11 protein-coding genes are annotated in these 13,919 nt (G+C 59.8%); all 11 read left to right on the forward strand.

Annotation, left to right across the window (positions count from 1 at the left end; translation table 11 throughout):
* Positions 1 to 7: 7 nt before the first annotated feature.
* Positions 8 to 448 carry a CBS domain-containing protein gene (locus tag ACYZTZ_RS11050; RefSeq protein ID WP_046046902.1) on the forward strand — a complete coding sequence of 147 codons (441 nt, stop codon included), beginning with the start codon at positions 8 to 10 and terminating at the stop codon, positions 446 to 448.
* Positions 449 to 1,404: 956 nt separating this feature from the next.
* Positions 1,405 to 1,848, forward strand: a complete 444-nt coding sequence (locus tag ACYZTZ_RS11055) for a CopD family copper resistance protein (protein ID WP_347806199.1) — start codon at positions 1,405 to 1,407, stop codon at positions 1,846 to 1,848.
* 116 nt (positions 1,849 to 1,964) lie between these two features.
* Complete coding sequence (locus ACYZTZ_RS11060) at positions 1,965 to 3,311, forward strand: oxygen-independent coproporphyrinogen III oxidase (RefSeq protein WP_461998203.1); 1,347 nt, start codon at positions 1,965 to 1,967, stop codon at positions 3,309 to 3,311.
* Positions 3,312 to 3,334: 23 nt separating this feature from the next.
* Positions 3,335 to 4,723: an oxygen-independent coproporphyrinogen III oxidase gene (gene hemN / locus ACYZTZ_RS11065; protein ID WP_461998204.1), complete on the forward strand. Its 1,389-nt coding sequence runs from the start codon at positions 3,335 to 3,337 to the stop codon at positions 4,721 to 4,723.
* 66 nt (positions 4,724 to 4,789) lie between these two features.
* Positions 4,790 to 7,003 (forward strand): transcriptional regulator NosR, encoded by a 2,214-nt coding sequence (gene nosR, locus ACYZTZ_RS11070; protein WP_461998205.1) that lies wholly within the window; start codon positions 4,790 to 4,792, stop codon positions 7,001 to 7,003.
* Positions 7,004 to 7,056: 53 nt separating this feature from the next.
* Positions 7,057 to 8,979 (forward strand): TAT-dependent nitrous-oxide reductase, encoded by a 1,923-nt coding sequence (gene nosZ, locus ACYZTZ_RS11075; protein ID WP_409201459.1) that lies wholly within the window; start codon positions 7,057 to 7,059, stop codon positions 8,977 to 8,979.
* Between the two features lie 27 nt (positions 8,980 to 9,006).
* The gene (locus tag ACYZTZ_RS11080; protein ID WP_461998206.1) at positions 9,007 to 10,296 is read left to right on the forward strand and encodes a nitrous oxide reductase family maturation protein NosD; all 1,290 of its coding nucleotides are present in this window, start codon (positions 9,007 to 9,009) and stop codon (positions 10,294 to 10,296) included.
* Positions 10,293 to 11,216 carry an ABC transporter ATP-binding protein gene (locus ACYZTZ_RS11085; RefSeq protein WP_461998207.1) on the forward strand — a complete coding sequence of 308 codons (924 nt, stop codon included), beginning with the start codon at positions 10,293 to 10,295 and terminating at the stop codon, positions 11,214 to 11,216. Before ACYZTZ_RS11080 ends, ACYZTZ_RS11085 begins: the two co-directional genes overlap by 4 nt.
* Positions 11,213 to 12,043: an ABC transporter permease gene (locus ACYZTZ_RS11090; RefSeq protein ID WP_461998208.1), complete on the forward strand. Its 831-nt coding sequence runs from the start codon at positions 11,213 to 11,215 to the stop codon at positions 12,041 to 12,043. Before ACYZTZ_RS11085 ends, ACYZTZ_RS11090 begins: the two co-directional genes overlap by 4 nt.
* Before the next feature lie 32 nt (positions 12,044 to 12,075).
* Positions 12,076 to 12,579 (forward strand): nitrous oxide reductase accessory protein NosL, encoded by a 504-nt coding sequence (locus tag ACYZTZ_RS11095; RefSeq protein WP_461998209.1) that lies wholly within the window; start codon positions 12,076 to 12,078, stop codon positions 12,577 to 12,579.
* Positions 12,580 to 12,688: 109 nt separating this feature from the next.
* Positions 12,689 to 13,432: an SDR family NAD(P)-dependent oxidoreductase gene (locus ACYZTZ_RS11100; protein ID WP_461998210.1), complete on the forward strand. Its 744-nt coding sequence runs from the start codon at positions 12,689 to 12,691 to the stop codon at positions 13,430 to 13,432.
* Positions 13,433 to 13,919 lie beyond the last annotated feature (487 nt).

A 13,919-nucleotide genomic window follows, 5' to 3' on the forward strand; every position in this document is an offset into this window, starting at 1 on the left:
GGCATTTATGAAAACAGCCGCACAATTGCTGAAACTCAAGGTCGTGCAAAACCGTCAGGTGCATAGCATCGCGCCCGATGAGATGGTCCTTGAAGCGCTGAGGATCATGGCCGAAAAAAACGTGGGCGCGCTTCCGGTGATCGAGGCCGGGCAGGTGGTCGGCGTGATCAGCGAGCGTGACTATGCGCGCAAGGTCGTTCTGCAGGGGCGCTCTTCGGTTGGTACGCCGGTGCGCGACATCATGAGTGCGCCTGTGGTGACCGCTGACAGTCAGCAGAGTATTGAGCGTTGCATGGCGGTTATGACTGACAGCCATCTGCGTCATCTGCCGGTGATGGAGGGTGGCGAGCTGATGGGGCTGTTATCGATTGGGGATCTGGTCAAGGAAGCTATCGTTGAGCAGGCGGATTTGATTCGGCAGCTGGAGCATTACATTCGCGGGCACTGAGCAGGTTGGCGCTACGCTGGTCACTTAAGGTTGGGGGACATATCCGTTTCTGCGGTGATGGCTACTTAGGGTTCCGCCCTTACGGCGGGTCACTTTGGAAAAGCGCCAAAGTAACCAAAACGCTTTGGCCCCTGACGTGCGGTGCCTCGCCTAGGCTCGGCATGCCCTCGCTCCGGTCCTGCTCCGTGGGCCCGCCGCCATCGGCCATCCATGGCCGGGGGCGGCTACCGCGGCATCCTTGCCGCGGTGCCCACTGCGCAGAACCTGCGCTCGGCCTTCCGACGGGGCAGATCAAGATCAAGATCAAAAGCCAAAGCGAGGCGGCCTGATAGCCGACCTGATGTCTGTCAAGGTCATCGGCGGTGGACACCTATGTCATGCCCGCCAAAAATCCAACTGTGGGAGCGAGCCTGCTCGCGAAGGCGGACTGACATTCAACATTGATGTCGACTGACAGGGCCTCATCGCGAGCAGGCTCGCTCCCACAGGGGAAATGCGTACGCTTGAAGAAACAGGCCGGCCGGTAGGCCGCCTCGCTTTGGCTTTTGCGGTGCCCGCACCCTCGAGAGGCCGAGTGGAGGTTCTGCGCAGTGGGCAACCCGGCATGGATGCCGGGTTAGCCGCCCCCGGCCATGGATGGCCGATGGCGGCGGGCCCACGGAGCAGGACCGGAGCGAGGGCATGCCGAGCCTAAGCGAGGCACCGAACGAAAGGGGCAAAAGCGCTTTGGTTACTTTCGCGCTTTTCGAAAGTGACTCGCTGTAAAAGCGAAACCGCCAGCAGCCGTGACCGCAAAAACGGATATGCACACGAGCCTGGGGGTTTTAAACGGCTTTCTTGATCAGTGTCAACCGCATAGCCAGGCGGTCTCTGTAGTCTCAAGAGACCGACAGCCAGTGCGCTCACCCCCAATGTTCGCCGTAGCGCGGGTTGCCTTGACCCAAGGCGAAAACACCATGATCTATCCGCTGATTCTGACCTTGCACCTGTTTGCCGCGCTGATCTTCATCGGCACGGTGTTCTTCGAAGTCCTGTTCCTGGAAAGCATCCGCAAACAGCTACCCGCCAGGGTGATGCTGCTGGTGGAGCAGGGCATCGGCCGCCGGGCTCGCTCGCTGATGCCGTGGGTGCTGCTGGTGTTGTTCGGTGCGGGGCTGGGCATGGTCTGGTTACGTTACTTGCCAGCCCTGGCCTCACCACTGGCCTCATCGTTCGGCACATTGCTGGCGTTGAAAATCGCGGTGGCCGTGAGCGTGCTACTGCATTTCCTCGGCGCCATGTTGTTGTTCAAAAGCGGCCGAATGAGCCCGCGATACCTGCACTTCATCCATGGCAGCCTGTTCTGCCACATGGTCGTTATCGTGTTGCTGGCCAAGGGCATGTTTTACCTGACGTGGTAATCAAGCTTGACCGGTGGTCCGTTGTGCAGACACTTCGCTTGCGCTTGATGCAAATCAAGGAGCATTGATGGTTAAACCCGGAGACTGAAAGTCCGCAGCCAGTCTCGGAGACCGTCATGCTCGATTTATTTCACAATCCCGGCGAGTTGATCGCTCGGTGCGATCAAGGCGTGCTTGACCCTAACTGTCATGCCGACACGCAAAAATTTCATGACGGTATTGGCTCTCTGGACCTGCTTCGTGCATTGCGCGTCAGCCGCCAGAAGTGCCGTCCGCTGTCCCTGAACGTTCAACTGCCTTCCAGCCTCAAGCCGTCTTCATGTTCCCCGCGCGATATCGCCGGCGAGCACAACGGTATCGAGCAGTACCTTCAGCACCTGGAGCAGGAAATCGACCTCGTCGGTTGTCACCTGGGTGCGGAGCAACGGGTCGAGCAGTTTCATCTGGGCGGCGGAACTCCCGAACCTGCCCATCTGGAGTGGCTGATGAGTCATCTGCGTGGCCGGTTCAACTTTCTCGAACATGAAGGCGGCGACTACAGCGTCGAGGTGGACCTTCACCACACCGACTGGTCGACCATGGGGTTGTTGCGCAATCAGGGATTCAATCACGTCAGCATCGGCGTGCCGGATATTGACGCCGACTGTGACAGGTCGGTGGCCTGCTACCAGAACCCGGCGCCGATCCAGTCGCTCATGGACGCGGCGCGCACCTTTGGTTTTCGATCCATCAACGTCGATCTGGGTTTTGGCCATGCCTGGCAGACGCCAAACAGTTTTGCGCTGAAGCTGGCGAGCATTATCGAGCTGGAGCCGGACCGGCTGATGGTGTTCGATTATGCCCGGCCACCACGGCGCTATCGGCCGGTGCTTGGTGACAAAATCAGAGCACTGTGCAGCCAGGACGATAAAGGTGCGATGCGCCAGATCTGCTTCGATCAACTGCTTTGCGCGGGTTATCACTACATCGGTCTGGGGCAGTTTGTCCGGCCTGATGATGATTTGGCGGTCGCCCAGGAACGAGGCCGGTTGCGCCGTACCTGCGAGGGTTTCTCCCGTCACGGTTATTGCGATCATGTCGGATTTGGTTTGGGCGCGATCAGCCAGATCGACGATTTGTACACGCAAAACACCGACGAGATTGAACGCTATCAGCAGCAACTGGACATGAAGCAATTGCCGACATGTCGAGGCTGGCGCTTCGAGGCGGGGGATCAGATCAGGCAAATGGTCATGGAGCGTCTGGCCTGTGATCAGGAGCTGGATATCCGCGCTATCGAGAGGCGCTATGGGCTGGTTTTTTCCAAGTACTTCTCCGCCGTCTGGCCGTTGCTGGAGCAATTGAGCCGGGACGGGTTGATTGAATTGTCAGACCGTTTTATCTGCATCCTTCCCGCCGGTCGGCCGGAAGTGGATGTCATCTGCAACCTGTTTGAAAAGGATTTGGGCGGTGCAAGGCATTAACCCCATTTGCGAGTTGATCGATCATGAACACGACATTTGATTTCAATCGCGCCCTGGTCGAAAAGTACGACCGCCCGGGGCCGCGCTATACCTCTTACCCCACGGCGCCGCAGTTTCACCAGGCGTTTGCCGTTGATGACTATCAGCGTGCTGCCCGCGACAGCAATCAGGTGGCCGCGCCGAAACCGTTGTCGGTGTACATCCACATCCCATTCTGCAAAAGCCTTTGTTACTACTGCGCCTGCAACAAAATCATTACCCAGAAAACCCATCGCGCCGTCGAGTACCTGACGTACCTCAAGCGTGAAATCGCGATGCAGGCGGCCTTGTTCGACAACACCCGAAAACTCACTCAATTGCACCTAGGGGGCGGCACGCCGACCTATTTGACCAGCGAACAGCTGGCGGACCTGATGGACTGCCTGCACCAGGCGTTCAACATGGATGATAGCGATGACCATGAGTTCTCCATCGAGGTAGACCCGCGTACCATCAGCACCGAGCAGATTCAATCGTTGCGCCAGTTGGGCTTCAATCGCCTGAGTTTCGGCGTGCAGGATTTCGACCCCGACGTGCAGGCAGCGGTCAATCGCCTGCAAAGTGAAGAGCAGATTTATGCGCTGGTCGCGGCGGCGCGCGAGGCGCAATTCAAGTCGATCAGCGTCGACCTTATCTACGGCCTGCCACTGCAAACCGTGCAGAGTTTCGACGTCACCCTCAGCAAGATCATCGCGCTGCGTCCGGACCGGATTGCCGCCTACAGTTACGCGCATCTGCCGGAGATGGTCCGCGCGCAACGGCTGATTCGTCCCGCCGACATGCCGCCACCGGAGCGCAAGCTGGAACTGCTCGAGCTGACTATTCGTCGTCTGACCGAGGCCGGTTACGTCTATATCGGCATGGATCATTTCGCCTTGCCGGATGACGAACTGGCGCTGGCCCGGGCCAATGGCACCCTGCAGCGTAACTTTCAGGGCTATTCCACCCATGCCGACTGCGATTTGATCGGCCTTGGGGTGTCGTCGATCGGCAAGGTCGGCGACAGCTACAGCCAAAGCGTCAAGGAGCTATCGCAGTACTACGCGCGTATCGATCAAGGGTTGCTGCCGGTGCATCGCGGTTACCGCTTGAACGCCGACGACCTGCTGCGCCGCGAGGTGATCAGCGACCTGATGTGCCATGGCCGTATCGCGTTCGACAAGTATGAGGCGCGTCATGGCATTCGCTTCACCGAGTATTTTGCCGAGGCGCTGGCGCAGCTGGGCGAGCATGTGCGCGATGGATTGCTGCAGATTCACCGCGACGAATTGGTGCTGTTGCCACAAGGGCATTTGATGATGCGCAGTGCCGCGATGGCGTTTGACGCCTATCTGGGTGGTGAGCAAAAAGGCCAGTTTTCACGCACGGTTTGAGGCAGCGTGTCCTCTAAAGACGCAAGTTGATTTCAATCAAGGGCAGGGGGCGCAACGCTCCCTAACATGACCGAAAGCCCTTTTGAAATCAGCGAACCCATGACAATCCATCAGCCTTCGATACACGCCAACCTGCGCGCCTGGGGCGTCGGGCTGGTGGTTTTGCTGATGCTGATGCTCGCCACCTTCGAAGGCGCGCAGGCCAAGCAATACGGTGACATCGAGCAGCAGCGCATCGAGAAAACCTTCCCTCAGACCGATTCCGTTTCCGCCCCCGAAGGCCGGTTCAAGGTGCGCACGCTGTCCGCCGCCGGCAATGTGCTCGGTTATGTGTTCCAGAGCCTGGACGTGGTGGATATTCCGGCCTACTCGGGCAAACCGATCAACACCCAGGTGATCCTCGACACCACCGGCATGATTCAGGATGCCTATGTGCTGGAGCACCACGAGCCGATTCTGCTGATTGGCATTCCTGAGGCAAAACTTCACGGCTTCAGCGCGAAATACAAAGGGATCAAGGTCAGTCAGCGGGTGGTCGTCGGCCATTCCAGTGACCCGAACGCCGTCACCGTCGATGCGATCGCCGGCGCAACCGTCACGGCGATGGTGGTCAACGAGGTCATCATGCGCGCCGCCCACGAAGTGGCCGTATCGCTCAAGCTGATCGAGGACTCGGCCGGTGTGGCGCGCAAGCCCGCCACCGTGCGCCAGGACTTTTTCGAGCCCGCCACCTGGGAACAACTGACCGGCAACGGCGCCATCCGCCGCTTGAACCTGACCCGTGGGCAAGTCGACGTAGCCTTCAAGGGCACCGATGCCGAAGGCGTCGACAACGCTAGCGCCGATCAGGTTGATGAGACCTTTATCGAGCTGTACACCGCCGACCTGAATCCGCCGACCATCGGCCGCGCGCTGTTGGGCGACAATCAATATCGCTTCCTCATGCAAGACCTCAAGCCCGGCGAGCAGGCCATCGCGGTGCTGGGTCGTGGGCTGTTTTCCTATAAAGGTTCGGGGTACGTGCGCGGCGGGATCTTCGATCGGGTGCAATTGCGTCAGTTCGGCAACGTCATCAGCTTTCGCGATATGGACCACCAGCGGCTCTCGGATGTGTTTGCCAAAGGCATGCCCGAGTTCACTGAGATGTCGATTTTCATTGTGCGCGAACCGGCGAAGTTTGATCCGGGATCGCCCTGGTCCCTGGAGTTGTTGGTGCGACGCCAGACCGGCCCGCTCAGTGGCACGTTCAGCAGCTTCGAACTGGCCTATCAATTGCCCGAGCCCTACCTTGAGCGCCCACTGCCCAGCGCTGAAGAACTGGCGGCCCTCGAAGAAGCCAGTCGGCCAATGTGGTTGAACATCTGGTACCAGAAATCCTTCCAGATCGCCGTACTCGGGACTGCGTTGTTGCTGCTGACGGCGATCCTGTTTTTGCAGGACACCTTCACCCGCCGGCCGCATTTCTTGCACTGGCTGCGTCGGGGTTACCTGGTCTTTACCGTGGTGTTTATCGGCTGGTATGCGCTGGGGCAGTTGTCAGTGGTCAATGTCCTGACCTTCGCCCATGCGCTGTTCGATCACTTTCGCTGGGAGCTGTTTCTCACCGATCCGCTGATCTTCATGCTCTGGGTCTTCGCCGCCGCGAGCATTCTGCTGTGGGGCCGCGGCGTGTTCTGCGGCTGGCTGTGTCCGTTTGGCGCCCTGCAAGAGTTGATCAACGAAGCCGCGCGCAAGCTGAAGATCCCTCAATACGAATTGCCCTTCGCCGTGCATGAGCGCTTGTGGGCGATCAAATACATCATTTTGCTGCTGCTGTTCGGCATCTCCCTGGAGTCGATGTCCACCGCCGAACTGTTCGCCGAGGTGGAACCGTTCAAGACCGCCATCACCCTCAGGTTCGACCGCCAGTGGTGGTTCGTGTTCTACGCGGTGGCGCTGCTGGTCATCAATATTTTCACGCGAAAAGTCTATTGCCGCTACATCTGCCCGTTGGGTGCGGCGCTGGCGATTCCGAGCAAATTTCGCCTGTTCGACTGGCTCAAGCGCCGCAAGGACTGCGGCACGCCGTGCCAACTGTGCGCCAAGGAATGCGAGATCCAGGCGATTCATCCCGATGGCCGAATCAATGCCAACGAGTGCCACTACTGCCTCGATTGCCAGATGACTTACCAGAACGACAACAAATGCCCGCCGCTGATCAACAAGCGCAAGAAGCGCGGCAAAGCGGCACCCGTCGGTGTGCAACTGATACCTGTCGTGGAAGTGACCGCTCTGGAATGAACCCCGCGAGCGCCTGTCCGCAGTGACCGTTTTTATCCCTTCAAGGAAAACACCTGATGAACGACACAGAATCCAAAAAAACCACTGAAGTGCCGGAACCGACCGGCCTCAGTCGTCGCGGCTTCCTGGGCACCAGCGCGGTGACCGGCGCGGTACTGGCCGGTGCCACGGCCATCGGTGGCGCGGTGTTCACCCGTGAGACTTGGGCGGCTGCGGCCAAGGACGCGCAACTGAAAACCCACGTCGGGCCGGGCGAACTGGACCAGTACTACGGTTTCTGGAGCGGCGGTCATCAGGGTGAAGTGCGGATCATGGGCATTCCGTCGATGCGCGAGTTGTTGCGTGTTCCGGTGTTCAACGTCGATTCTGCCACGGGTTGGGGCCTGACCAACGAAAGCAAACGGATCATGGGCGACAGCGCGCATTTCCAGAATGGCGACTGCCACCACCCGCACTTGTCCATGACCGACGGCAAGTACGACGGCAAATACCTGTTCATCAATGACAAGGCCAACAGCCGCGTTGCGCGTATCCGTCTGGACATCATGAAGTGCGACAAGATGCTCACCGTGCCCAATGTGCAGGCCGTTCACGGGCTGCGCCTGCAAAAAGTGCCGCACACCAAGTATGTGTTCGCCAATGCCGAATTCGTGATTCCGCATCCCAATGACGGCAGCACCTTCGACCTGCAGGACAAGAACAGCTACACCATGTTCAACGCCATCGATGCCGAGAAAATGGAAATGGCCTTCCAGGTCATCGTCGACGGTAACCTGGACAACACCGACGCCGACTACACCGGTAAGTACGCGGCCTCGACCTGCTACAACTCGGAGAAGGCCTACGACCTGGGCGGCATGATGCGCAACGAACGCGACTGGGTGGTGGTGTTCAACATCCAGCGCATTGAAGCGGCGATCAAGGCTGGCAAGTTCATTACCCTGGACGGCTCCAAAGTCCCGGTGGTCGATGGACGCAAAAACGATGGCAAGGACAGCGCGTTCACGCGTTACATCCCGGTGCCGAAGAACCCCCACGGGATCAATATGACGCCCGATGGCAAGTACTTCATTGCCGCCGGCAAGCTCTCGCCCACTTGCACGATCATCGCCACTGCGAAGCTGGATGATTTGTTCGACGACAAACTCAAGGATCCGCGTGACGCGGTGGTCGGCGAGCCCGAGCTGGGTCTGGGTCCGCTGCACACCACTTACGACGGCCGCGGCAATGCCTACACCACGCTGTTTATCGACAGTCAGGTGGTGAAGTGGAACGTGGAAGAGGCCGTTCGCGCCTACACCGGCGAGAAGGTCAACTACATCAAGCAGAAACTCGACGTGCAGTATCAGCCGGGGCACAACCATGCGTCGCTGACCGAAACCCGCGAGGCCGACGGCCAATGGCTGATGGTGCTCAGCAAGTTTTCCAAGGACCGCTTCCTGCCGACCGGCCCGCTGCACCCGGAAAACGATCAGCTGATCGATATCTCCGGCGAGGAAATGAAACTAGTGCACGACGGCCCGGCCTTCGCCGAACCCCACGACTGCGTCATGGCCCGTCGCGACCAGATCAAGACCAAGAAAATCTGGGACCGCAACGACCCGTTTTTTGCCGAAACCGTGGTCATCGCCGCCAAGGACGGGATCAAGCTGGAGACCGACAACAAGGTCATCCGCGACGGTAACAAAGTCCGCGTCTACATGACCTCGATGGCCCCGGCCTACGGCCTGCCGGAGTTCACCGTCAAGCAGGGCAACGAGGTCACGGTGACCATCACCAACATCGACCAGATTGAAGACGTGACCCACGGTTTCGTGATGACCAACCATGGCGTCAGCATGGAGATCAGCCCGCAGCAGACTTCATCAATCACCTTCATCGCCGACAAGGCCGGCCTGCATTGGTACTACTGCAGCTGGTTCTGCCATGCGCTGCACATGGAAATGGTCGGCCGCATGAAGGTCGAGAAGGCCTGACCGTTGCCCATCGACAGGAGCGAAGCAATGACTGATAGCAAGGGAAACCCGGTGAAGGTCATTGCGCTTGCGCTCCTGCTGATGTCCGGCAGCGCGCTGGCGGTGCAACCCATCACCACGCTGCCGTTGACGGTGGACGCCGATCAACGCTGGCACCTGCCGGCGGGGGAGTACCGTGGCTCGTTCAGCGTCGATCAACCGATGCAGATTGTCTGCGAGCCGGGCGCGGTGTTCCAAGGGGAGGGGCAGGGCAACGGTTTGATCATCAGTGCGCCGGATGTCGGCATCGAGGGCTGCACCTTTCTGGACTGGGGGCACGACCTCACGGCCATGAATGCAGCGGTGTTCATCCAGCCCAAGGCCCAAGGTGCGGTGATTAAAGGCAATCGCCTGCAGGGTAAGGGCTTCGGTATCTGGGTCGACGGTACGCAGGATGTGAGCCTGATCGACAACCGCATTCAGGGCGATCCGGCGATGCGCTCCCAGGATCGCGGCAACGGCATTCATCTGTATGCCGTGCATGGCGCCAAGGTCATTGGCAACCAGGTGCGCGACACTCGCGATGGCATCTACATCGACACCTCCAACGGCAACCTGCTGCAGGGCAATACCCTGGAAGACCTGCGCTACGGCGTGCATTACATGTTCGCCAACGATAACCAACTGATCGGCAACACCACCCGCCGCACCCGCACCGGCTACGCCCTGATGCAAAGCCGCAAGCTCACGGTGATCGGCAATCGCTCCGAACAGGATCAGAACTACGGGATCCTGATGAACTACATCACCTATTCAACCTTGCGTGACAACTTCGTCACTGACGTGCGCGACGGCTCGACCGGCGACAGCATGATCAGCGGTGCCGAGGGCAAGGCGCTGTTCATCTACAACTCGCTGTTCAACAGCATCGAACACAACCACTTCGAGCACAGCGCCGTGGGTATTCATCTCACCGCCGGCTCGGAAGATAACCGCATCGCCGACAACGCTTTTGTCGGCAACCAGCGGCAGGTCAAGTACGTCGCCACCCGCTTGCAGGAATGGTCGGTGGATGGCCGGGGCAATTACTGGAGCGATTACCTGGGCTGGGACCGCAACAACGACGGCCTCGGCGATATCGCCTACGAACCCAATGACAACGTCGACCGTCTGCTGTGGCTGTACCCGCAGGTGCGACTGTTACTGAACAGCCCCGGTATCGAGTTGCTGCGCTGGGTGCAACGGGCCTTTCCGGTGATGAAGTCGCCGGGGGTGCTGGACAGTCATCCGCTGATGAAGTCATCCACTCAAACCCTGACCCAGGAGCCCACCTCATGAACGTCATCGACCTGCAAGGCGTGAGCCAGCGTTATGGGCACGCCACCGTGTTGCATCAGCTCAACCTCAGCCTGGCGGAAGGGGAAGTGTTGGGTTTGTTCGGACACAACGGCGCGGGCAAAACCACCAGCATGAAACTGGTGCTTGGCCTGCTCCAGCCCAGCGAAGGGCAGGTCAGGGTGTTTGGCCGTTTGCCCAGCGATCTGCATGTGCGGCGCCTGCTCGGTTATTTGCCGGAAAACGTGACGTTTTACCCGCAGCTGAGCGGTCTTGAGACCTTGCGCCATTTCGCCCGACTCAAAGGCGCCGCGTTCACTCAGGTGGACGTGCTGCTGGAGGAAGTCGGCCTGGCCGGTGCCGCGCATCGGCGGGTCAAGACCTACTCCAAAGGCATGCGGCAACGCCTGGGGCTGGCGCAAGCGCTGCTCGGCGAGCCGCGTTTGTTGCTGCTCGACGAACCGACGGTCGGCCTCGATCCCATCGCAACCCAGGACCTTTATCGGTTGCTCGATCGCCTGCGTAGCCAGGGCACCAGCATCATTCTCTGTTCCCATGTATTGCCGGGCGTCGAAGCGCATATCAACCGCGCCGCGATTCTGACCCAGGGCCGCCTGCTGGCCCTCGGCAGTCTCCACAGTTTGCGCGAGGAAGCCGGGTTGCCGACGCTGATTCGCGCCAACGGCCTCAAGCACGCCGGGCCCTTGCAGCAACGCTGGAACAACGCCGGGCACGTCACCGAACGCTGGGGCGTCGAAGGGCTTGAAGTGGCCGCGCTCAATGGCAGCAAGCTCGGGCTGTTGCGCCAACTGCTCAATGAAGACGAACCGGCCGACGTGGAAATCCATCAGCCGTCTCTGGAAGATATTTACCGCTACTACATGAGCCGGGCCGGTGCGGCGCCGATCGGGGAGGCCGTATGAACGCTGTCTGGAACATGGCCCGCAAGGAATTCAGCGACGGTTTGCGCAATCGCTGGTTGCTGGCGATCAGTGTGTTGTTCGCGGTGCTGGCCATCGGCATCGCCTGGCTGGGGGCCGCGGCTTCCGGGCAATTGGGTTTCACCTCGGTGCCGGCCACCATCGCCAGCCTCGCCAGTCTGGCGACGTTTTTGATGCCGTTGATTGCCTTGCTGCTGGCCTATGACGCCATCGTCGGCGAGGACGAGAGCGGCACGTTGCTGCTGTTGCTGACGTACCCGTTGGGTCGCGGGCAGATTCTGCTGGGCAAGTTTGTCGGCCACGGGTTGATCCTGGCGCTGGCGACACTGATCGGTTTCGGCTGCGCCATGCTGGCCATCGCCGTGCTGGTGGACGATGTCGAACTGAGCCTGCTGCTCTGGGCCTTTGGCCGGTTCATGGCGTCGTCGACGTTGCTGGGCTGGGGTTTTCTGGGGCTGGCCTATGTGCTGAGCAGTGTGTCGGCCGAGAAATCCACGGCGGCCGGACTGGCGCTGGGCGTCTGGTTCTTCTTCGTGCTGGTGTTCGACCTGGCACTGCTGGCGCTGTTGGTGCTCAGCGAAGGGCAGTTCAACCCCAAAGTGCTGCCCTGGTTGCTGCTGCTCAATCCGGCCGACATCTACCGTCTGATTAACCTCTCTGGTTTTGAGCCTGGCGCCAGTGCCGCGGGTGTGCTGACCCTGGGCAGCGATTTGCCGATGCCGGGCTCGATGCTCTGGCTGTGCCTGTCGCTGTGGGTGGTGGTGCCATTGGGCTCAGCCTGGCTGTTGTTTCGTCGCCGGGCGACATGAATTTTCACTTTGGTTTTTAGGAGTAGTTGACGATGAGTACGTTTTATTTGACGACAATGCGCGCGGTGGCGGGCCTGATGATGTGTCTGTTGCTGACGGCCTGTGACAATCCGGCGCAAGCCACCTACAGCAGCGCGGCCGCAGCCTTTCATCCCAGTAATGAATGCCATGTCTGCGGGATGATCATCAACGGATTCCCCGGGCCCAAGGGCGAAGTGGTCGAGCGGGCCGGGGTCAAGAAGTTCTGCTCCACGGCGGAAATGATCGGTTGGTGGTTGCAGCCGGAAAATCATCATGGCGATGCAAAACTGTATGTCCACGACATGGGCCGCAGCCCGTGGAATGCGCCGGATGACGCTCACCTGATCGATGCCAAAGACGCGTTCTACGTGGTCGGCACCCAACTCAAAGGCGCCATGGGCGTGGTGCTGGCGTCCTTCTCCAGTCGTGAGGCCGCTGAAAAGCTTGCCGCTGAACAGGGCGGTCGCTTGTTGCGATTCAGCGAGATCACTCCGGCGCTGTTGCAGCAACACTAACGACGTCGAAAAAATCTGATCGCCGTCAAGTCGTTTTTTCTTCTCCTGTTCAAAGATAGGGCTCGCTATGTCCCCAGTGCTTGGCATCCGTGATGCCCAGGAGTAGATGATGAAAACCGAGTTTCAGGATCGTTTGGCGGTGGTCACGGGTGCCAGCTCCGGGATTGGCCTGGCACTGTGCGCCGCGCTGTTACCGCGCGGGGTCAAGGTGCTGGCGATGTCACGGACCCTCGGTGAATTGCCGGCGTTGCAGCAGATCTACGGTGAGCGGTTGCAGTGGTTTGCCGGGGACGTCACGAATCAGCAAGACCTGCGCGAACTGGCCGAGCGTGCTGCGGCGATGGGCCCCGTGGACTATCTGGTGCCCAATGCTGGGATCGCCGAAATGGCTGACAGCCTGGATATGCAGGCTTTTCAGCGTCAGTGGGCGGTTAATGGTGCCGGGGCGTTGAATACGCTGGCGGCGTTGCGGGGTGAATTGGCGAACCCGGCTTCGGTGGTGTTTGTCGGGAGTTTCCTGACGGGTTCGAGCTTTCCGGGGTTGGCTGCGTGCATTGCCAGCAAGGCTGCGCTGGCGGCTCAGGCGCGGACGCTGGCGGTAGAGTTTGCGAGTTTTGATGTGCGCATTAATCTGGTCTCGCCGGGACCGACGGCTACCTCGATGTGGGATCACTTGGGGTTGAGCGATGGTGAGCTTGGCGATGTTGCCGACACGCTTGGTAAACGTCTGTTGCCGGGGCATTTTCTTGATGCGGCGGCGGTGGCTAATGTGATTGTTTTTCAGCTGTCTCAAGGCGCCCGAGGTGTCTATGGCCAGGACTGGAAGGTTGATAACGGTTACACCTTGGGCTGAAGGGTAAATATTTACGTTCGGCGTACATATCCGTTTCTGCGGTAACGGCTAATTATTGTTCCGCCCTTACGGCGGGTCACTTTGGAAAAGCGCCAAAGTAACCAAAACGCTTTGGCCCCTGACGTACGGTGCCTCGCCTAGGCTCGGCATGCCCTCGCTCCGGTCCTGCTCCGTGGGCCCGCCGCCATCGGCCATCCATGGCCGGGGGCGGCTACCGCGGCATCCTTGCCGCGGTGCCCACTGCGCAGAACCTGCGCTCGGCCTTCCGACGGGGCAGATCAAGATCAAGATCAAAAGCCAAAGCGAGGCGGCCTGATAGCCGACCTGATGTCTGTCAAGGTCATCGGCGGTGGACCTCTATGTCATGCCCGCCAAAAATCCAACTGTGGGAACGAGCCTGCTCGCGAAGGCGGACTTACATTCAACATTGATGTCGACTGACAGGGCCTCATCGCGAGCAGGCTCGCTCCCACAGGGGAAATGCGTA

Source organism: Pseudomonas sp. LB3P58 (assembly GCF_054897895.1).